Origin of the sequence: Chloroflexus sp. (genome assembly GCF_034434295.1) — a bacterium.
In the GTDB taxonomy this organism is placed as follows: domain Bacteria; phylum Chloroflexota; class Chloroflexia; order Chloroflexales; family Chloroflexaceae; genus Chloroflexus.
Window position 1 is genome coordinate 32,054 of sequence record NZ_DAOTZQ010000026.1, and the last position, 20,079, is coordinate 52,132.

The 20,079-nt window shown below is 57.3% G+C and carries 16 protein-coding genes; 7 read left to right on the forward strand and 9 right to left on the reverse strand.

The window, feature by feature from the left end:
- Positions 1–7: 7 nt before the first annotated feature.
- The 6 genes from eis to VAE57_RS04535 form a co-directional block, all read right to left on the reverse strand.
- Positions 8–1,183: a GNAT family N-acetyltransferase gene (gene eis, locus VAE57_RS04510; protein ID WP_322820707.1), complete on the reverse strand. Its 1,176-nt coding sequence runs from the start codon at positions 1,181–1,183 to the stop codon at positions 8–10.
- A complete protein-coding gene (locus VAE57_RS04515) occupies positions 1,180–2,247 on the reverse strand; it encodes a class I SAM-dependent methyltransferase (protein ID WP_322820708.1) in 1,068 nt (355 codons plus the stop codon). Before VAE57_RS04515 ends, eis begins: the two co-directional genes overlap by 4 nt.
- The gene (locus VAE57_RS04520) at positions 2,244–2,699 is read right to left on the reverse strand and encodes a DUF6992 family protein (protein ID WP_322820709.1); all 456 of its coding nucleotides are present in this window, start codon (positions 2,697–2,699) and stop codon (positions 2,244–2,246) included. The genes VAE57_RS04515 and VAE57_RS04520 overlap by 4 nt, the downstream gene beginning before the upstream one ends.
- 989 nt (positions 2,700–3,688) lie before the next feature.
- Positions 3,689–4,363 carry a hypothetical protein gene (locus VAE57_RS04525; RefSeq protein ID WP_322820710.1) on the reverse strand — a complete coding sequence of 225 codons (675 nt, stop codon included), beginning with the start codon at positions 4,361–4,363 and terminating at the stop codon, positions 3,689–3,691.
- Positions 4,364–4,508: 145 nt separating this feature from the next.
- A complete protein-coding gene (locus VAE57_RS04530) occupies positions 4,509–5,900 on the reverse strand; it encodes a selenium-binding protein SBP56-related protein (RefSeq protein ID WP_322820711.1) in 1,392 nt (463 codons plus the stop codon).
- Positions 5,901–6,498: 598 nt separating this feature from the next.
- A complete protein-coding gene (locus tag VAE57_RS04535) occupies positions 6,499–8,463 on the reverse strand; it encodes a DUF4838 domain-containing protein (protein ID WP_322820712.1) in 1,965 nt (654 codons plus the stop codon).
- Positions 8,464–8,663: 200 nt separating this feature from the next.
- Here VAE57_RS04535 and VAE57_RS04540 point away from each other — a divergent pair, with 200 nt between their 5' ends.
- The 4 genes from VAE57_RS04540 (at position 8,664) to chrA (ending at position 13,733) form a co-directional block, all read left to right on the forward strand.
- Entirely contained in the window at positions 8,664–8,882 is a 219-nt protein-coding gene (locus VAE57_RS04540) for a hypothetical protein (RefSeq protein WP_322820713.1), read from the forward strand.
- A 638-nt stretch (positions 8,883–9,520) separates the two neighbouring features.
- A complete protein-coding gene (gene glgP, locus VAE57_RS04545; RefSeq protein ID WP_322820714.1) occupies positions 9,521–11,671 on the forward strand; it encodes an alpha-glucan family phosphorylase in 2,151 nt (716 codons plus the stop codon).
- A 53-nt stretch (positions 11,672–11,724) separates the two neighbouring features.
- Positions 11,725–12,537, forward strand: a complete 813-nt coding sequence (locus VAE57_RS04550; RefSeq protein ID WP_322820715.1) for a Fe-S cluster assembly protein HesB — start codon at positions 11,725–11,727, stop codon at positions 12,535–12,537.
- An 11-nt stretch (positions 12,538–12,548) separates the two neighbouring features.
- A complete protein-coding gene (gene chrA, locus VAE57_RS04555) occupies positions 12,549–13,733 on the forward strand; it encodes a chromate efflux transporter (RefSeq protein WP_322820716.1) in 1,185 nt (394 codons plus the stop codon).
- On the opposite strand, the gene VAE57_RS04560 is transcribed toward chrA, so the two are convergent.
- The gene (locus VAE57_RS04560) at positions 13,734–14,582 is read right to left on the reverse strand and encodes a low molecular weight phosphatase family protein (RefSeq protein WP_322820717.1); all 849 of its coding nucleotides are present in this window, start codon (positions 14,580–14,582) and stop codon (positions 13,734–13,736) included.
- 539 nt (positions 14,583–15,121) lie between these two features.
- Here VAE57_RS04560 and VAE57_RS04565 point away from each other — a divergent pair.
- Positions 15,122–16,258, forward strand: a complete 1,137-nt coding sequence (locus VAE57_RS04565; RefSeq protein ID WP_322820718.1) for a M23 family metallopeptidase — start codon at positions 15,122–15,124, stop codon at positions 16,256–16,258.
- A 239-nt stretch (positions 16,259–16,497) separates the two neighbouring features.
- On the opposite strand, the gene VAE57_RS04570 is transcribed toward VAE57_RS04565, so the two are convergent.
- The gene (locus VAE57_RS04570; protein WP_322820719.1) at positions 16,498–17,625 is read right to left on the reverse strand and encodes a L,D-transpeptidase; all 1,128 of its coding nucleotides are present in this window, start codon (positions 17,623–17,625) and stop codon (positions 16,498–16,500) included.
- A 391-nt stretch (positions 17,626–18,016) separates the two neighbouring features.
- On the opposite strand from VAE57_RS04570, the gene prfB reads away from it, so the two are divergent.
- Positions 18,017–19,121 (forward strand): peptide chain release factor 2 gene (gene prfB, locus VAE57_RS04575; RefSeq protein WP_322820720.1). Its coding sequence is split into 2 segments (ribosomal slippage): positions 18,017–18,085 and positions 18,087–19,121, totalling 1,104 coding nucleotides; the frame shifts between segments, so codons are not numbered across the junction.
- Positions 19,121–19,672, forward strand: coding sequence for an HIT domain-containing protein (locus VAE57_RS04580; RefSeq protein WP_322820721.1), 552 nt, complete (start codon positions 19,121–19,123; stop codon positions 19,670–19,672). The genes prfB and VAE57_RS04580 overlap by 1 nt, the downstream gene beginning before the upstream one ends.
- On the opposite strand, the gene VAE57_RS04585 is transcribed toward VAE57_RS04580, so the two are convergent.
- Complete coding sequence (locus tag VAE57_RS04585) at positions 19,611–19,982, reverse strand: response regulator (protein WP_322820722.1); 372 nt, start codon at positions 19,980–19,982, stop codon at positions 19,611–19,613. The two genes, VAE57_RS04580 and VAE57_RS04585, sit on opposite strands and share 62 nt — an antisense overlap.
- Positions 19,983–20,079 lie beyond the last annotated feature (97 nt).

The window sequence follows — 20,079 nt, forward strand, 5'->3', positions numbered from 1 at the left end:
ACACAGTTCACCAGTAGTCGCCGCAGAATGGTGGCAAGCCATCGAGTGCCTGTTTGAGCAGTGTCAATGCCTGCCGGTTCGGTGCGGCGAGGAGACCGAAAGCAGCCGCTGTGCGTGGACGGAGATAGCGGCTAAGAAGCTGGCTGAGGGTGGCAGCGGTACAGGCAAGATCGGCCTCGCCTGCTCCAAGTCGGGTGACCTCTGCCCGGCCATTATCCCACGCGATCTGATAGCGTCCGGCATTGTCGGGCAGCCAGTCATCGCTGATCTGGATGGTTAGACGCCCGTTGCCAACCGGTGCGAAGGGATAGTCGCTCAACAGACGTGTGACATCGAGTACGCGCTGCATGAAGAGTGGGATAACAGATGTAGGGGCTGGTGCCGGCAGCAGCGCATTCAATGGTGCATCAATAGGCGTTGGTATCTCAGCCGCCACAATCTGATCGGCATGCCGGGCGATGAAGACAAAGAGCTGGGCGCGGGCGACCGGATCGAGGGCCACAATGTCTCGACACACCAGCCGATCACCCTGCTCGTTCCGTTCAAGACGATAGATCAGGTATGAACGGCCACGTCCCTGTTCGTCACGCCAGATGAAGGCGTGGTACGGATCACCGCTCCAGGTGTGCAGCACATCCACCTGCCACCAGTCGTGATCGCGTACCAGGGGGCCATACCGTCCACGCAGAGCGCCGCGGTAGATAGTATCGAGTTCAGCGATATGGGCAGCGGTTGCGGCAACGTATGTACCGGGGGCGGCAGCAAACGATTGCAGATGATCAGGCGACGCCTGAACCAGCCGGCGTTCACCGGTCAGTGCCCAGCCCAGGCGCTGGTAGAAGGTGTGACGGAAGGGATAGAGAAGCGCCAGCACAGCCCCGCGTTCGCGCAGTTCAGCACAAGCGTGGCGCAGCAATTGTTCAGCGTAGCCTCGTCGGCGATGTTGCGGCCATGTCGCTACACTGCCAATTGCGCCAACCGCCAGCTCTCCGTATCCGGCCTGCATCTGAAACGGCATGATCTGCAACTGCGCGACAGGTTCGCCATCAACAAACAGACCGCGCAGTTGGGCAATGACCGCCGGGGTATAGCGACCACGATGATACTGGCGGGCGAACGCATAGCTATCGAGTGCCCAGAATTGCTCGAATTCTGCTGGCGAGAGTACGCGATAGTCAATCATGAGCGTGGCTTTTCAACCAGAATGAAATAACTACCACACCGCATCCAGCCAAACAGCCAGAGGTCGAGTTCCATCAAGAGCGTTACGGCCAGCAATGCATAATAGACCGGCCCCTTCTTGCGTAGCCGACTGCGCATACGCTGGCGTGCCCGAATTTCACGCGCTGCACCAGCGCTGACTCGGGTGGGGATCGCTTCAGACGCCGAACGGCCCCGACTCCGCCCGATCAGTGCCTCTCCCAGCTTCATCAAGACGTGTTCAACAAAGGTCGTGAACAGGCTATTCCAGAAGATGACCTTTACAGGTCGCAGGCCGGCACGTTCAAACGCCGCCAGCACATCTTCCCAGGTCTCCAGGGCTTTGATATGGTCTGACTTGCGGAGCTTCTCGCGCTCGAAGTCGTACACACCTGCTTTGACGAAGAGGCGACCCAGATAACGACTAACATCAATCAGCGGTTGGATCGGTGATCGTTCGCGGGTATTCGAGAAGGCCAGCATCCGCCCACCCGGACGTAGCACACGGGCCGTTTCAGCCAGATAAGTATCGATGACTGGTAACGGAAAGTGTTCGAGAATGTCAATCGCAAACACCTTATCGAAACTGTTATCGGCGAACGGTAACAGTCGCGAGTCGGCCTTCGCCAGGGTGACGGTATGCACCGCCTCATCGGCGAAGAGTGTGGCCGGATCGGAACCAACCATCAACCCGACATACCTCGCGTTCCAGACCGCATGTTTGGCTGTGCCACACCCGTTATCGAGCACAATATCGTTCTTCTGCCAGCGCATCAGTCGGCGCAGTGTGCGATCACGCACACCAGCGGCCAGCAGAGGTGGCGCCAGTTCCCGGTAGTCCAGCTCGGCAGCCAGTTGCTCTCCGTCGCTGACATACTTTGATACGTAATCGAACTCTGCCCCTCGTGGCATCAAGTCGATATAGCCATCGCAAAACGGGTAGAGCGTCTGACAGCGCGGGCAACGTACCCCGTTGGCTTCAACCACCAACGGACGTACCCGGCAGGTTGGGCATTGTAACAGTGAAAAGATACGTTGGTTAATCATGGTGATGGTGGAATCCAGCGCCGTTGGATTTCGGCGGCAAGGATGCTATCGAAGAGCAAGAGAAAGAGACCTTGAACCAGAATGCCGGCCCCCATACCCCGACGGTCGGTGCGTTCACCTGCCTGCCGGATGAGCCACAGACCACTCCCGATGTAGAGGAGGTCGAGACCGGCATTGATCAGCAAGATATTTCGTAACCGTTCGGCAGCGGTGTGGGCTTCGTTTTCATCAATATCACCGAGCGCGAGGTCTTCGGCCTTGAGCAGTGCCTGTCGGCGCCCGGCTATAGCCAACAGCCAGTCAACAGCACCCCAGCCTATGGCCTGAAGCCCAAAGTGCCGCCAGAAACCGGGAATGAGCACCAGAATCGCACCGCCGATGACGCTCCCAAGCCCCCATTGGGCCAGTGGCTTGAGGGCGTGGTACTGAAAAGAAAAGAAGTTGTTATTCATCATCGCATCTTACCCGAATGATCCGAGTACTCGTAGCAGTCGGCATTAGTATACACGGGATGGGCCAGGTTGTGGGCAGAGCATGGGGTGTTGATTCGTCAAGTGACAGAACGGGACACGGATGGACGCGGGTCTGGCGGATACACGCGGATGTTCTGGAAGGGTTGGTGATATGTAACCTGACGCTCTGCACCACTAAGTATTTGTGGTTATCGTGACAGGATACGGATGGACGCGGGTCTGGCGGATATACACGGATGTTCTGTAAGTGTTGGTGATCCGTAACCTGACGCTACGTATCATGAGAAAGAGGGGAGAACGCATAGGTGTGGAAGGGTGGGCATTGCCCCGCGTGTCATGCATTGTATCTTAACCCAAGTTCTCACCTATGCTGTGAGCAAGCCACGGAGTCTGACTGCCAGGATGAACAGCACGATGCTGCGCATAGCGCCGTGCAGCGTAACTGTCTGAACCATGGGGTAGCAGCCGGTGCCTATGGACGCGCTACTTCATGCCTTAAGGTGGCAACTCGGGTTATGACCATCCTCAGGTATTCTCCGTGCCTCTGTGGTGGATAATGACATCCCCGTGACCAGCAGGGTCAACAGCGTGACACGCACCCGACACGAAGCACGGCTGGTGCGGCATCCATACTGTCGCACTCCATACCGCATGCCACGCGCCTGACGAGCGGGCAAGGCAACCAATCCAGCGCGAGATGGCATCGAAGATGGTCTTCAAGCCCTCGTCACTACCATACCGGTAGCCTGGGAGCAGGCTTCGCTGTTGTTGGTGATTGGCAAGCGTTCATGCGTCCGTGCGGCTGTCTGGGATCACGACAGCACGGCTTTTATGAAATAAGTTCTAAGCAACGGCACGCCCGGCACCCACCCTCTGCCGCCAGGTCAGCACCGCAGGGGCTTTGACGCATTGAGGCAGGGTTTTAACCCGCCGACTCTTCAACCCGCCGACACCATCCAGGCGTGCTCCTACGCCAGCCATATTTCCCACAATCCCCACCCCAGTGTGATGCTACCGGTAATGGTGAGAACGGCAATCCAGATTACATCGGTATTGATCCAGGCCCGGCGCAGTACTTCAAGCCCCATGATCCAGTACACGACCAGTGCCGCCGCAACCATGGCAAGAAACATGCCGGTAGTATGAACACCGGTCGCCAGCAAGGCTACTCCCAGCGACTCGCTCAGGGCCGGACTATGATGAGCGTGACCGGCGTGTAGCGCATGCGAGGTTGGTGTCATCATTGCCAGCAATGGTGCGACCATCAGGCCGGCACCATGGGCCGTTGCCATCAGGAACGACCACGAGACGAGCTGCCACCAATTGGCCCGAAAACGGGTTCGTGGATGGCGAAAACGTACTAGCAGCCGCCATCCGCTGAACAACAGGAGCGCTACTCCGGTCAACACGAGCAATAGGTCGGTAGGTAGTGTTTGTCCCAGAAGGGCAACGACAATCGCTGCCACGCCAATTGCCGCCGCATGACCGAGTGCAATCGGGCCGAAGGCGTACAGCACAGCCTGCAAACGCTGTTCTTGTAATCCCAGCCCGACGGCAAACAACCAGCCCATCGCAGGGTTTATGCCGTGAAACATGCCCAGCGCAAATAGCGATATCCAGATCAAGGTCGTTGTCTGATCCACCGGCAGAGTCCTTATGCTGATATGTCTTTACGGGATGATGCTACAAACCGGTTGTTGTATTGCTGCGTGCCGAAGTATCGCTCCGGCACGCCTGTGCCACGAGCTCCTCACAATGACGGTGGTGATCGCATTCCCAAGACTTCAATCATGGGAAGCAGTACGAATCGCTCGATGCGTCACCACCCTGAAGCCGGATTTGGTGTACCCGCTGATCACCGAAATCGACAAAGAAATTGGGATCGAATTGCATGCCACCGTCGGGATTGACATCTACCTTGACCATCCAGCCCTTGATCCCGTCTGGATAAAATTGCTCGTCCCACGCCCGGTATAGCGAATTGGTGAAGTAGACTCGGCGGCCATCGCGGCTGATTTCCACCATTTGCGGCCCACCGTTGAGTTCGGCTGCGGCCGCCGGGTGCCCGGCCCGCCGAACAATGCCACCAATCTGTACCGTGCCGGTCAGATGGGGGTTGAACGGATCAGATACATCGTACTGGCGAAGTTCACCAGTGCCCCAACACGAGACGTACAGGAAGCGGTCATCGACACTCAGATTTATGTCGGTAACGAGTGGTGGTACTGCCTTGAACGGTTTCAGGATCGCGGGAAGCTGGTCTTCGGCCGCCGGTTCGGCCGGAATGTCGATCACCTTCTTCAGATTCCAGGAACCGTTGTCGCGATACCACAGCCAGATGGAAGCCGAAAGGTCTTTCAGGCTCACCACACAGTTCATGAAGCCATAGGCTTTGGTCGGGTCGTGGGCCGGGCGCAACTCCAGCGCCATCTGGTGTTCGGTGCCCAGGTCGAGGGTCTGCAAATGACGGCGGCGGTAGAGGTCCCATACGTGGAGGCGATGGCCGTATTTACCGGCCAATAGCTCGTCGCCGAGTACACCGCTTTCGACCATACGTGGAGTGCCCCATTCACTGGTGAGCAGGGTGTCATAACCGAGGTGCCACCAAAAGTCGTAATGCAAATACTGATCGCCACGGTCGATTTCCCAACGGCCAAGTACTTCCAGGTTGTCGTGATCGAGGATGAAAATGCCGCCAGGACCTTCCCCCTCTGGTGAACCCAGTGCCGAGACGTAGATGCCATCTGGCCCACAGTGAACGGTATGCGGACGAGCATACCCGGTGCGTTCGGCAAGTTCATTTGGATCGATAACTTTCACGACTTTCGGTTGGGTAGGGTCTGGTTTCGTGTCGAGAATGGTAATATGCGAGCTGCGAATATCCGGCACAACCAGATACCGGCGCTCGACATGGGGGTGTGGTGCATTTGGGCAGAGCATTGAGCTGCACGCATTCCAGCCAAAATGGTGGAGTTCACCGCCAGTGTAGGGCATGTCGGTGGCTCCAACGACTTGACCAAATGTGCTCGACTGACTATCGACATCCACGACACACATTGCATCGGGCTTGCCGTTTGCCATCGGGTTGAGACGCACCACATAGGCCAGTTTCTCGGCTGGAGACTTAACCGCCATCCGTGGTGACGGGTAGAATGTGGGGTCTGGACGCCAGGTGACCATGCAAACCTCCTTTGTAGACTACGCTGTCTGATACAGTTGATGGTTTGGGATGCGTTTTTAAACAGACACCTGGTACCGGTGTCGCGCCAGGCGAGTTTGTACAGTCTGAAACGCCAGTAGTATGGAGAGGGCTGCTACCGATAATCGAACTATATAACGTGTATCAGGCAGAGTCAAGAGGTTGAGAGAGTGTTGTTCGTGGAATGTAGCACGGTGCTGTCGGTGATGCAAAAGGGCACGGACGGAAACGATGCTTCGCTGCGTACTCAGGTGCGGTGGCAGAGTGATGATCGGAGAGCGTGTTATGCTTGCGCTACTCCTGGCAGTGATTGGCGACACGCCCCCACCCTACCCCGCCCCCGCTGGGGGCAGGAAGCGGCGGTGACGGATGGCGCTCGCAGTCGTGGGTCGGTTGGGTGCGCCGGAGGCGTGCACTCCCAGCGTGCAGGTGATGGCGGTGCGCGAGAGGCGCACGCTCCCGGCTTTCCCAGGGGATACTGGCGCTTGTTCACTATACTTGCATCGACAATAGAGACTCTCTCCACCTGTATGCCGGTGGGAAGCATCTGGCCTTGCTATAGCGGTATACCTGCATCCGCTACCGTAATAACCATCCCCGCCAAAGCTGAGCAAAAATCATGGTGAGTTCCCGCAAACGACGCCAGCGCATTTGGGCCTGGCGCCAGGGTGGGGCAATCTGGCTCTCAAGATGGTCTAGGTGCAGTTTCAGGATGGTGCGGAACAGGCGATGACCGGATCGCGCTGCTGATGGTACGTAGCGTCCTGCCCAGTCGAGGAGATCGGCGTGGGCTTCGCGTGCTGCAGCCAGCGCCTGCTGCTGGCGAGCCAGGGGCGCCCGACGGGCCTGGAGGACGGCGACTTCTTGTCGAGCAGCGAAGAACCGTAGTAACAGCCTGCTATGCGTCCATTCGGCCAGGTCGGCGGCAAGTGCAGATGACTCAGGCGTGGCAGTGGCGGGGGGCAGCAAGGCTTCGCCGGTAGCGATAACATCCAGCGCGGTGTGCAGGATCGATAGGCGCTGTTCGCAGTACGGCGATGGAATGTCGTAGCCGTCAAGAACGTCACGGGGTGGTTGTGAAATTGGGTCACGACGACGACCGGGGTGTTGGCGTTGAACTTCTGCCGGGGTGATGTCGAGTACCTGTTGCCAGGCTTCTTCAAGCGCTGTATACACTTGATCGAGCAGGGTTGGGTTGGCCGGAGAGCGGATCGTCGCGTATTGATGACGAAGTTCTGACGGGTCTTGGTGGGGATACCAGGCGAGGGCAGCGAAGGTGTGTGGGTTGGGGCCGGGAGCCAGCCAGGGTCGGTCGCCGGTAAGCAGGGCATGGACGCCGGTCACGCCCCAGTCGTGATAGGTGCGGAGATCGGCAGCGATGGTGTTGCCAAGAGGTGGCAGGGCTGATTTGAACAGAATCCCATCGAGGTAGTACTCGAAGACGCTGACTCCTGCGGGAAATAGTTCGCGGATAGCCGCAATTTGTTCGGCAAGCGTGCCGTTGATCGGGTGAGTGGACGTGCCAACGCCGGCAGCATACGAACGCATGCGCGGCGCAATGAGGACCTCGACATTCGTTGCCGGGATAATCTGTTGTGGCCGGGCCATGGTGTCGTGGTAGGCCAGAAAGCTGATCCGAGCGGTTGGATTGATCGCAGCCAGTTCGTTGGCCATCACATTCACCAGCAATAGCGACTGATCGGCAGGGCTGAGCCGCGCACATTGTGGGCACAGGCACCAGCCGCCACTCAGACGATCAACCGGCCAGAGGTGATAGACCGCCGCATCGGGTTCGGCCAGAAAAAAGGATCGCGCCCATTCCCGAACCAGTGCTTGGGTGGTATGGTTGGTTGGACAGGGGTTGCCATCAGATACGCGACGACGACCGTTGAAACGGAAGAGTTCCGGTTGGCGGCGAAAACGTTTACGTGGAATAGCGTCGGTGAGGTGATGCCCCCCGATTTCCAGTCGTAACCCCCGCTCGCGGATCAATGGCAAGAGGCGGTTGCGCTGTTGTTGCCACGAGCGTAGACGGCAGGCACCGAGCGGCATCCCCTGATCGCCGATAGTGTGAATGAAGATGGTGTTGAGGCGGGCACGTGCTGCCCACTCAATCCATGCTTCAGCCTGAGCCAGAAATATATCGTGGCCGATGACCAGACCCCGGCGGGCGAATGCCGGTTGCCCGGCGAATGTCGCTTCTGGTAGGGCAATCTGATCAGGGCAAGGTACTCGCTTGTTGATAACGCCAGGGCCGACCCATAGCCATCCCCAGCTTTCGAGCAGATGATACACGGCGTAGAGTAATCCGGTTGGGCCTTCCCCGACTAACACGAGACCATGTTCGTCGGCGAAGCGAACGAAACCGTCGCCGTCCGCACCGTGACGCAGGCTGATCCGGTGATTGTGAGCCTGACCAACAAGTGGGAGTGGCGGGTCACCCATTCGTTGTATGGCTTGACGTAATTCATGGGCGGCGAATTGGGCTGTCGGATGATCGCTAAGGAGTTCGATGGCCCAACCTGGTGAGAGAAAATGTTTCATACGTATCCGGCGAGCTTATACCAGTTCATTGCGTTGTTTGCCGCTATTATAACGTCAGTTCGTTTAGAGCCTCGATCACGCGACTTTCGTTTACCGGTACGTCGTTCAGCGCAGCAGGCGTGTGGTGGTTGTGTCGCCGGTTGCCCTGGTTTAGGATTAAAGCTGACATAACATTTTCAAGACGAATGGGATGTTCTGATATGCGATTGTTTGCGTACCACCTGCGGTGTGCAGATGGCGAGTCGCTCTGTCCGGCCCGCGTTCCGAGCAGCACCCTGGCAAGAGTGCTGGTCTGTGGGGCACTGGTGATGAAGCAGAACATCGTGAAGCGACTGACAATACCTTCTATCTCCTATTTCCTATCTCCTCAGATCGAGATCGCGGCTGGTGCGGCAGCATGGCTGCTGCACGCCAAATGATGCGATGCGGGTAATCCAGGCTGGAAACAATAGCTATGCCGGCACGGCATACGACGGTGAGGGCAGCGGCAACGCAGTTCTTCGAGTCTGTGTGGTCAGTGCCGGCGTGATGGTGTGCGCACGAGCGATGATGTTGAGGAAACCAGATGTGTTCCGACCGGTAGCGCAACCGCTGATCCCTGCGCTGGTTCACGAGCGCGGCTGGTGCGGCGGTCACGCTGCCGCACGCCAAACGATGCGAGGCGGGTAATCCTCTCCGGAATGGTATCCTCTCCGAAACGTGATCCCACTGCGTGTGTCGCGGCAATACTGGTTTGGTACGTCCACACTCAGGGGTGGTGCCAGGGTAATGGTTGGATCACGGTTTATGACCGCTATGACGCCAGATTTAATATGATACAGTAGAACACCGTGAAGCAACTGACAATACTTCCTTCTTCCTATCTCCTCCCATGTGACCAAAAATTAGTTGCATAGTGGACAAATTTGCCGTAAGCGGCTACAATTGCACACAGCCGTCATTTCCCGCTGCGCAGCACATGGAAAAGTATCAGACAACATGGCGGTGATGGCAGAGTTCCTGGTATCATACCAGTACAAGCGGACATCGTTCATCAAAATGATGATGTGGGGGTATCATGCTACGGTTTGAACATGAGATCCTGTTCACGCCTTGCCCGGAACGTATTGCGCGCCTTCGCGAACTTGCCTACAACCTCTGGTGGACATGGCATCCCGAAGCGCAAGACCTTTATCGCTCCATTGATCCGGAGCTATGGGAGCTGGTGTATCACAATCCGGTCGACTTTTTGCGCGATGTGCGTCAGCGTAAGCTGGAAGCAGCAGCAAATGATCCGGCCTATTTGAAGCGGTACGATGCGGTGCTCAAGAGCTTCGATAGCTACATGAGCGCGAAGAAGACCTGGTTTAGCAAAAACTATCCCGACGCCAAAGGCACCCTGATTGCGTATTTCAGTGCCGAGTTTGGTCTGCACGAGAGTCTGCCTATCTATTCGGGTGGTCTGGGGATTCTGTCGGGTGATCACATCAAAGAAGCCAGCGATATGGGTATTCCGCTGGTCGGGGTTGGTTTTATCTATCCACAAGGTTATTTCCGCCAGCGCCTCGATCAGAGCGGCTGGCAGTTTGCTGAGTACAACAAGCTCAATTTCGCCGATGTCCCGGCGTTACCGGCACTTGATCCTGAAGGTCGGGAAGTGGTGGTTGAGGTTGAGTTGCCGGGACGCACCATCTACGCGAAGGTCTACAAGTTTCAGGTGGGCCGTACAGAGCTGTTGTTGATGGATACCGACATCCATCCCAATAGTCCGCAAGACCGTGAGCTTTCGGCCCGGCTTTACGGTGGCGATCAAGAGATGCGTATCTCGCAAGAGCTGGTATTGGGTGTTGGTGGGGTGCGCGCATTACGCCAGCTCGGTTACAAACCGACCGTCTGGCACATGAACGAAGGCCATTCGGCGTTTCTGGTGCTTGAGTTGTGCCGTGAGCTGGTGGCGCAGGGCTATAGCTTCGAGCAGGCGATGGAGCAGGTGAAAGCGCATTGTGTCTTCACCACCCACACACCGGTGCCTGCCGGTAATGACGCCTTTCCCTTGCCGATGATTGAGAAGTTCTTCTGGAGCTTCTGGCCGCAATTGAACCTGACTCGTGATGAGTTTATGAGTCTGGCGCTGCAAGAGCAGCAGTGGGGGCCGACGTTTGCGATGACTGCGTTAGCCTTGCGGTTTTCGGCCTTCCACAATGGGGTGAGTAAACTTCACGGTCACGTTGCACGTGGGATGTGGCAATGGCTCTACCCCGGTCGCAGCCAGGATGAAGTGCCGATTACCTCGATTACCAACGGTGTGCATACCGCGACCTGGCTGGCGCCTGAAATGCGCACGCTCTACAATTCGTATCTCGGCAAGAATTGGGAAGACAATCTCGATGATCCACAGCTCTGGCGGAAGGTGTACCAGATTCCTGACGAGACCTTCTGGCGTACTCGCCAGAAACTGAAGAGCGATCTGATCGCTTTCAGTCGGCAGCGTCTCCAACAGCATTATATGCGACTGGGCATTCCGGCGCCGGTCTGGCCGGTGCTCGAAGAGAACATTTTGACCATCGGTTTTGCCCGGCGGTTTGCGACCTACAAGCGTGCAACGCTGCTGTTCAAAGATGTTGAGCGGCTGAAGTACATTCTCAACCGACCCGGCAAGCCAATCCAGATCATCTTTGCCGGGAAGGCTCACCCGAAGGATGATCCGGGCAAGCACTTTATTCAGGACGTGTATCGCATGGCGATGCAGCCGGGGCTGGCGGGGCGGATCATTTTCCTCGAAGAGTACGATATAGCGGTTGGACGGGCGCTGGTGCAGGGGGTCGATGTCTGGCTTAACAACCCGCGACGGCCATACGAGGCGAGTGGTACCAGTGGAATGAAAGCGAGCCTCAACGGTGCGCCCAATTGTTCGGTGCTCGATGGCTGGTGGCCGGAAGCGTACAACGGTCGTAACGGTTGGGCCATCGGTGACGAGCAAGAGTACGCCAGTCAGGAGGAGCAAGACTGGAACGATGCGCAATCGCTGTACCATCTGCTCGAACACGAGATTGCCCCCCGTTTCTACGACAATCGGGATGCGAATGGGATTCCGGTTGAGTGGGTGCAGATTTGTAAGGAGGCTATTGCAACGGTAGCGCCACTCTTTAGCACGCGCCGAATGCTGGCCGACTATCTGCGCGAGATGTATATGCCGGTGGCAGTGCAGGATACGCCAACCGGAGCGTAGCGATAAGACTGGCACGATGCTGGTGCATTGCCGATTGCGTTGAGGGGTTCGTCGTGCAATCTGGAATACCAACCAATTCAATGGCGAACTGGCAGCATCGTGTCCACCCGCTTGAAGTCTACCGGCGGCTGGTGAGCCATTTTGGGGTCCTCTACGGCCCGGATGCTCATCAGCCGTGGTGGCCGATTATCAGCTCCAACCCACAGCTCGAAATTGTAATCGGTGCCGTGCTGGTGCAGCAGACGCGCTGGGAGACGGTTGAAGGTGCGATTGAGCGTCTCTATCAGGCCGGACTGATTGATCTGCACGCACTCGCCCAGGCAACGGTCGCCGATGTTGCTGAATTGATCTACCCCTGTGCCTTCTATCGTCAGAAAGCTGCTGGATTGATTGCCCTCGCCCGTGCGATTGGTGAACGCTACGGCGACGTTGCTACAATGTTGCGCCGCCCGACGGCAATGCTGCGCCGTGAATTGCTGACGTTGCCGCGCATCGGCCCGGAGACAGCAGATGTGATTATGCTCTATGCTGGCGATCATCCACTGTTTGTAGTAGATGCCTACACCCGGCGGATTTTTGCGCGCCTGGCACCTGACGAGATCGCCTGGGAGCGCGCCAGTTATCATCAGGTTCAACACATCATTGCGGCTGCGCTGCCGTCTGATCCCCAATTACTGGCCGATTTCCATGCCCAACTCAACGAGCTGGCTGTTCGTTATTGCCTGAGCCGACCGCGGTGCGATGGCCCGCCGGCCCGCCGGGTCTATTCACGACAGCCAGGCCGGAACAGTTTTCTTGATCGGCACGATGGTTGTCCATTACGCTCTATGTGTGCGTGGTATCAGGGCCATCGCCAGTTGTCGTAACGTGAACGGCTATGTCAACATCACCACTGACCGTTTTCCTGGTGTTTTTACGCCTCGGTCTGACGTCATTTGGGGGGCCGGTGGCTCATTTAGGTTATTTTCGGGCGGATCTGGTCGAGCGGCGGCGCTGGCTCGATGAAGCGATGTATGCCGACCTGATTGCACTGTGCCAGTTTTTGCCGGGGCCAGCCAGCAGTCAGGTAGGGATCGCGATTGGTACGATACGAGCGGGTTTGTTGGGCGGATTAGCGGCCTGGCTGGGATTTACGTTGCCATCCGCCTTGCTCATGATCGCTTTTGCTTACGGCATTACGCTTTTGGGTGATGTGGCCAGCAGTGGCTGGTTGCATGGCTTGAAAGTGGTGGTTGTGGCAGTGGTGGCACAGGCGGTCTGGCAGATGGGGCAGCGGCTGTGTCCGGATCGGTTGCGGGCGAGTATGGCTATTATTGCCGCCGTGATTCTGTTGATCTGGTCAGATGCTCTTGTGCAATTATTGGTGATTGGAGTCGGCGGGCTGATCGGGTGGCGCCTGCTCCAGTTCCCAACGAACAGCAATTCTGTCATCAAATCACCGATTATGTCACGTGCCGGTATGCTGTTCGGTATGCTCTTTGCCGTCTTACTGGCCGGTTCGTTGTTCATCACCTCGTTCAGTGTTCATCCAACGCTGACACTGCTGGCGGGTATGATACGCACCGGCTCTCTGGTATTCGGCGGCGGACACGTGGTACTGCCGCTCCTGGAGCCGGTTGTTGTTGGTAGCGATTTCATGAGTGCCGAGACCTTTATCGCTGGTTATGGTGCTGCGCAGGCCGTGCCAGGCCCATTGTTGAGTTTTAGTGCGTATCTGGGTGCAGTGGCATCAGCATACCCCACCGGTTGGCTTGGCGGCATATTGGCCCTCGTTGCTATCTTTCTGCCCTCGTTTTTGCTGGTGTGGGCAGCATTACCCTTCTGGGCGACCTTACGCGCCCGGCCCGATGCGCAGGCCGCTCTGGCCGGGGTAAATGCGGCCGTTGTGGGGATTTTGCTGGCAGCACTGTATCAGCCGGTGATAACCAGTGCGATCCGTGGCCCCGCTGATGTGGCGCTGGCACTGAGTGCCTTTGCCGCGCTACACCTCTGGCGCGTACCACCGTGGGCAGTGGTGCTCCTCTGCGCACTGATCGGTGGTTTCGGATGGACTGACCAGTAATCAATCAGGCCAGCGCATCAGATCGGCCACCTCGCTCTGCCCAACCGGATGCTGGCCGCGCTCAATAGCTTCGCGAAGCCGTGTAATCCGGTCTGCTGATGGTGTTGAGGTTTGCCGATCGAGCCAGCGATTGAGCGCCTCGACGTACAGCATTGTCAGATCGGTCGGTTCGGTGGCAAGTGGAATCAATTCGACCAGTGTTGCCTGTAAGCGCCCTCGTGCAGCCGGCCAGTCGATGACATCGGGCATCGCCTGGATGGCGTCGAGGAGACGGGTGGCACGGGCGCAGACTTCTTGTCGTTCGGAGGGAGGTGGTGGAGGTGGCGTCGGTGGTGACGCGAGAGATGGCGACTTTTCAACCACATTGTTACCGCTAAGTATGGTTGTGATGCGCTCGAAGCCGTCCTTTAGCAACTGTTCCATCTCACGACTGTAGTGCAGCCAGGCGCCGATCTGCATACCGGCGGGATCGGGAATATCGCGGTTGCGCCCGGCCAGTTCGCTGAGCGAGTAAATGGTGGCCTGCGGATAGCGACTGCGCAGCACGCGGGCAATCCCGCTATCGACTGCGATAAGCAGGTGAGCAGTATGCGCCAGATCATCGGTCAACGAACGGGCCACGTGGTCGTCGAGGGTCAGGCCCATGACAGCAAGCGCATCGCGGGCTGCCGGCTGAAGCGGATCGTCATCGTGGCCGACAACACCGGCGGACGCGATGTGCCACGTGTGACCTCGTTCCTGAGCCAGACGACGCAGTAAAGCCACCGCAATCGGCGCCCGGCCCGTATCGGCAGCGCCGATGATCAGAATAACCGGTGTTGGAGAAGGGTGAACCTGCTGCATACTCATGTGTCATTCCCTCTCTACCTGCACGCTTGTTGCATTGTAGCATAACGTCAGTTTGGCTTGGCCGATGGTGAAATAAGTTTACTGACACTCCGCAATGGCAGTGGCTACCGTCATCTGACGTCGAAAAGGTCCGCATACCCACACTCAGGCTAACCCTTTGCACCAGAAAAAATACTCACGTCGCCTCTACACACTACCCTCTCCCTCCTTTCCTTGCACGACAATAAAGGGGAGCCAGCCCTCAATTACACACTTCCACTCACGTCTGATCTGCACCGTACAGCCCCCCTCTTCCCCCATCTAACTATTCTATTTCCTCCTTCCTCCCCCCTCTTGACCAACTCAGCGACTTATGGTATGTTGCTGCTGTTCCCGTATCAATGGCGATAAGGGAAGTTTATGTTCATACACCCGGTTGTGTATGAGCTCCGCAACAGGACCATGCTCGTCCTGTTTCTCGTCACAGGCACTGTGACGATGTGATTCCGTGTTGAATGGCGTTCGTCCCCTGTTTGGACGACGCCCGGAGGGACAACTGCATGCCGATGCATTCGACGTGCCGGCGGTGCGCTTTGCTCGCACCACTCTGGCTTATCGCCGTAATGCTCTCGCTACTCGCGCAACCAACACCGCTTTTCGCTGCTCCCTCACTCGTGCTACCTACTCCCCCCGGCGAACCATGGCGGATTATTCAAGGGTATGCCTGCGGTACCCATAATGGTTGGGATCGCTATTCCCTCGATCTGGCACAGGTAAATGGTCCGACGTATGATGCACCAATTCGCGCTGCGGCGAGTGGTGCGCTATGGCATTGGGAAGCGCGTAGCGGTACCATCATTCTTTCCCATGGCAACAACTTTTTCACGATGTATACACACCTGAGCCGACCGGTCACTACTGAACGTGGTCGGTTTTTTGCAGTTGGTGAGGTGTTAGGGTATGCCGGTGATCGGGGTTCACCCGGCATTCCTCACCTGCACTTCACCGCCTTTACGGCCGGTGCGAATGGTTGGAGTGGCCGGCAATCCATTCCGCTCACCTTTGCTGAAGGCTACGATTTGCCGGAGATCGGTGGCTGCAATCAGCACGGAGGCAAGGTCCTGACCGCAATGGCATTGCAGGTTCCAATCATCACCTTTACCAGTGCTGCATTGCCGGGTGGATGGTACAGTGTCGATCATCAGATCGATTTTAGTGTGGCCTGGGGTGGTGGTGGTCTGAGCCAGGCGTGGAATGTGGAACCTCCCGCCGATACGCCAATGTTCCCCGGCGCATCTGATGGCTATGCACGGCTGGCCGATATGGGGGAGGGCTGGCATACGCTTTACGTGCGGGCCTGGGGACCTGATGGTCGGCAAACGCTGGCCAGTTATGGGCCGCTCGGTTTTGACTACTCACCACCTGTGCTGAACGTAACTCCTGCCGAATTACGCATCGTGCAGGCGCTACCGACCGTGGTAAACTGGCCGGTAGCAGAGGATGCGCTATCCGGTGTGTCCGGCTATCGCATCTATCTTGGCCCGGACCCGACCGGCGAAAGTGAGTGGTTTGTTACTGAACCAACGCTGACGTTGCCCACCCTGGCACCCGGTGTCTACGTCTTGCGGGTCAAACCGATTGACAATGCCGGCAATATTGGTGAGTGGCAGACCGTGATGACGATCCGGGTTGAATAGGACCGGTCTGGACACCAGGGAAACGGAGAGGGGCGATACCGGTATCGCCCCCTCCTGATTAGCTGGATGTGTGGGCAGGTGGTTCTGAAGTCCCAGACGCACTTCTGCGCTATCTGGCCGAGCACATGCACCTCAGTCACCATCCGGTGACGACGTGGTACCGATCTTCCCCACCATTGGCGGTACACAGGGTCTGGTGTTTGTCTACGGTGATGACTTGTTGTAACAGGTTCCGACCATCACCGCCGCACAACCACTGGCGTACCGACCGGTGCCCACTCGTAGAGCCATGCTGCCGCTTTGAGCGGTAGATTGACGCAGCCGTGGCTACGGCGGACACCGGTACCAAACTGGTTGTGCCAGTATGTTCCGTGCAGGGCGACACCACCAACAATGTACATGGCATGAGGAACACGCGGTACAACCCAGCATTCGCCACCGGCGCAACCGCGCATGGTCTGTTCGCGGACTTTGGCGTAAATGAAGAAGGTACCAACCGGCGTATTAAAGCCATCGCGTCCGGTTGAGACCGGTGCATCGAAGATGATGCGCTCCCCTTCAACCGCGTATAACCACTGGTCGCTGAGATCGACCACGATCAACTTGCCGCTACGGAGTGCCGGTTGGGGAGGAGGTGCTGTAGCTGGTCGGGCGGTGGGTGCTGGGGTTGGCGCGGGAACGGGAGATGGTGAAGCTGGTACCGGCGCCTGTGGTTGTCCACTGGCATCAACCGGTAGCGCATTTCCGGCGGGAACCGGACGCAGATCGATGCCGCGTAAGCGAGCCAGGGCACGGCCCAAATCGCCGATCTGAATCGCCTGTTCGGGAGTAGCCGGACGTGGGTTCACCTCAAGCCGGGCGCGTTCAAAATACTGCACTTGCCGCAGTGCACCACCGACGTATTCCCAGTGCGGTTCGCTAATTGGCAACCCAAACACCTCGGTCGCCCCGTGTGCTTCCCAGAAGGCGAGAAAAGGTGGGCCAAGGGTGTAGCCGGTCTCGGCGAAAAAGCGACGATTGGGATTCTCGCGAGCAGCGGCTGAGGGTGGGGGAAATGATTTGCCCAGCGCAGCGATATACTCGGCACCTACTCGTCCGCGCAAGACCGCGTTGTTGTAGGCTGGATGCAGTTCCAGGCGACCGCGCTCGAAATATTGCACGGTGAGATCGCCTTCGCGCAAGGGGGCGCTGATAGGCTGACCGAGCGTTAATGCCCCTGCGCTTGATCGCCAGACCGACAGAAAGCCATACGTGTCATCGAGCCGCTGACCGGTGGCTACAAAATAGAGCGCACTGCTTTGGGCTTGCGCCGGCACGACTGCCAGGGCCAATATGACTGCCAGCACCCAGCTCACATATCGCATCATCGCCTCGCTTCGTTCCAGGCCGGATCGTGATTGTATTATACGGTACGGCAAGCCATGGTACCATAGGGAATGTGGGCATCATCAACTATCGAGATGATCGTGCAATTGCCGATGGAATGCGTTGCTATAATACGGGCAACAAATACAGATAACCCAAGTTGCGGTCTTTATCACCACAGAGGCACGGAGGGCCCAGAGGATTGGGTATAATCTGAGTTGCTACCTTGAGGCGTGAGGTAGCATGTCGATGGAAACTGGATGCTACCCACACGGTTCATACAGGTGCATTGCACGATGTTGTGCGCAGCGTCGTGCAGTTCATACGGTAGTTAGCATCGCGTGGCCTGCTCACAGCGTAGGTAGTAACTTGGGTTACAGATAAGGAGCAACTATGTTAGCCGATTTACAAGACACCCTGGAAACAGTTCGTTCGCGCTATATCGACTTACGGAGGCATCTTTGACCTGGCAGCAAAACAGGCTGAGATTGAGCAGTTAGAAGCCAGGGCAGCCGACCCTGATCTATGGAATACACCGCGTGTTGCGCAGGAGATCATGCAACGGCTCACCCGCCTGAAAGAAGAGGTGACGGCGTGGAATGATCTTGAACGGCGCATCGCCAGTGCCGCCGAACTCATCGAACTGGCCGAGCTGGAAGGTGATGAGTCGCTGACCGCCGATCTGGACGCGGAAATACAGGCCATCCAGCGTGAAGTGGCGCAGCGTGAGCTGGAAATCCTGCTGAGTGGCCCTTACGATGACCGTGATGCCTTTCTTTCGGTGCAGGCCGGCATGGGTGGGACAGACGCTCAAGACTGGGCGGCGATGCTCTTGCGCATGTACACGCGCTGGGCCGAACGGCGTGGGTATACTGTCAACCTGATCGACATGAGCGAAGGCGAAGAGGCAGGAATCAAGAGTGCGACAATCGAAATTCGTGGCTCTTACGCCTACGGCTACGCTCGCGCCGAGGCTGGTGTCCATCGCCTGATCCGCCTATCGCCGTTCAACGCTGCGCACACCCGCCAGACCAGCTTTGCGCGCGTCGAGGTGATGCCAGAAGTTGATGATGCGCCTGAAGTAGAGATCAAACCGGAAGATCTGCGCATTGATGTCTTCCGCAGCGGTGGTCATGGCGGGCAAGGCGTGAACACCACCGACTCGGCGGTTCGCATTACTCACCTGCCAACCGGGATTGTGGTTACCTGTCAGAATGAACGTTCGCAGCTACAGAACCGCGAACTGGCCATGCGCGTATTACGGGCGCGACTGCTTGAACGTGAATTGCAGCGTCAGGCCGAAGAACGTGCCCGACTCCGGGGTGAATATCGCGAGGCCGCATTCGGTAATCAGATGCGAACCTATTACCTCCATCCTTCGACGCTAGTCAAAGATCATCGAACCGACTACGAAACGAGCAACGTACAGGCAGTGCTTGATGGCGAGATCGATCCGTTTATTGAAGCCTTCCTACGGGCAAACGTGCGGGAGACATAATGGAAATCAAATATACGCCGTGGCGCATGCGCTATATCAAGCGGGGTGAGACGCCGGATGCGGGATGCGTGTTCTGTGCAATGGCAACTGCCGACGGCACCAATGATGCCGAACGTCTGGTACTCTACCGTGGTCAATATTGTTTTGTGGTGATGAACCTCTACCCATACAACACGGCACACTTGATGGTAGTGCCCTACCTCCATGTTGCCGATCTCGCCATGCTGGATCGAGCAGTTGCCAATGAATTATTTTACATAACTCAGCAGAGTGTCGGAATTTTGCAAACCGAATACGCACCGCACGGCTTCAACCTTGGTATGAATCTGGGGCGAGTGGCGGGGGCCGGTATCGCCGATCACCTGCATATGCACATCGTGCCACGCTGGAATGGCGATACCAACTTTATGCCGGTGATTGGCGATACAAAGCTGATCCCGGAAGCACTTGATGAGACCTACGCCCGACTCCGGCCACATTTTGCTGCACTCAGCTTAGCGTCCGCTCAATCAGCTCAACCAGATGCTGCACCTCGAACGGCTTCTGAATAATCACTGCGCCTTCAGCCTCAAGATCGGCAAACCATGGCTTGCGGTTGAGCGCAGTGATCAAAAAGATCGGAATGCCATCATCTTGCAGGCGTTCCTTAATGCGCTGGAAGGTTTCGACACCGTCCATGTTCGGCATCATGATGTCGCTGATAACCAGACTGGGTGAGAGATGCTCGAGCATGCGCAGACCTTCGAGGCCGTCGCGGGCCAGCACAACATCGTAACCGGCATTGCGCAGGGCGATGGAGAGGATATTCTGAAGGCTGAGATCATCGTCGATGATAAAGATAGTACCCTTATTCGCTGGCATATCGATGTCCTTACCGGTTCTGAAAGAACTGCGCCGGGATAATGCGAAAGTGGATTGGCGTCGCGTTGAGCGCCATTATACCAGAGAGTAGACAGTG